This window comes from Bacillus sp. AFS012607, assembly GCF_002558005.1.
Taxonomy (GTDB): domain Bacteria; phylum Bacillota; class Bacilli; order Bacillales; family Bacillaceae_G; genus Bacillus_A; species Bacillus_A thuringiensis_S.
Map to the genome: position 1 here is coordinate 1 of NZ_NTVM01000070.1, position 859 is coordinate 859.

Here is an 859-nt window from a genome sequence, read left to right on the forward strand (position 1 = left end):
AAACTTTGCAACAGAACCTTTAATCATATTTGGAGCATTTAAAAAGATGACATAAATTATAAAGACTCTTATTCGATAGTTAGCATCCTTTAATTGTAAAATTAATAAGAAGGAAAAAATTCCTACTAAATGGAGGGAAATTATGTTCAGTAAAAACAGTGTTTCACTTACATTCATTTACCTTTCTAGTGTTCTTTATATGGATAATTTGTACCAAAGCTATTATGTTGCAGATGATCATTTACCAGGTGAACATTTTTACATGGAAATGTAATAGATAACAACTTATAGTGAACTACCCGCCACTAACGTCCTAACGGACTGTTTGAAGTGGGGGCTTCTCGGTTAATCATTACAACGAATTTGTCCTTAGACAGCCGAGCTAACTCCCTTGTTCCAAAGGTTTTTTTATTGCAATTTACCCTAACGCTAATAGGCGTATTGCTTAATTTTTGATATTGATAGCTGCGTTATAATCTCTATCGAGATTTACACCGCATATACAAGAATAAATTCGTTCAGACAAAGTCATATTTTTCATATTTCCACAATTGCTACATGTTTTGGTGGAAGGAAACCATTTGTCTATTTTCAAAAGTTATTTTCCTTGTTCGTTTAGTTTATAAGCTAAGAAAGAAGTAAACATACCCCACCCATTATCAGTGACACTTTTTCCAAAATGAAGTGCTTGTGACATTCCTTTCATGTTTAGATATTCAATAGCTACGACATCAAAATAAGTAGCTAACTTTTTAGACTCATGATGAAGGAAATTCTTACGTTGGTTAGCTACTTTCTCATGTAACTTAGCTACACGAAGGTTCTGTTGCAAAGTTTGAAAAAAACACAAACTCGTTTA

1 protein-coding gene and 1 pseudogene are annotated in these 859 nt (G+C 32.6%); one reads left to right on the plus strand and one right to left on the minus strand.

All coding sequences use genetic code 11. The features are described from left to right. Positions 1-142: 142 nt before the first annotated feature. Positions 143-274, plus strand: coding sequence for a hypothetical protein (locus CN409_RS32605; RefSeq protein WP_255260098.1), 132 nt, complete (start codon positions 143-145; stop codon positions 272-274). 171 nt (positions 275-445) lie between these two features. Here CN409_RS32605 and CN409_RS30670 read toward each other — a convergent pair. Then, positions 446-829 (minus strand): annotated as a pseudogene (locus CN409_RS30670) (RNA-guided endonuclease InsQ/TnpB family protein); the annotation flags it as partial. Positions 830-859: the final 30 nt, after the last annotated feature.

Bases quoted from the DNA above. Each gene is read 5' to 3' on its own strand.
- CN409_RS32605 (WP_255260098.1), top strand. From the start codon at position 143: ATGTTCAGTAAAAACAGTGTTTCACTTACATTCATTTACCTTTCTAGT.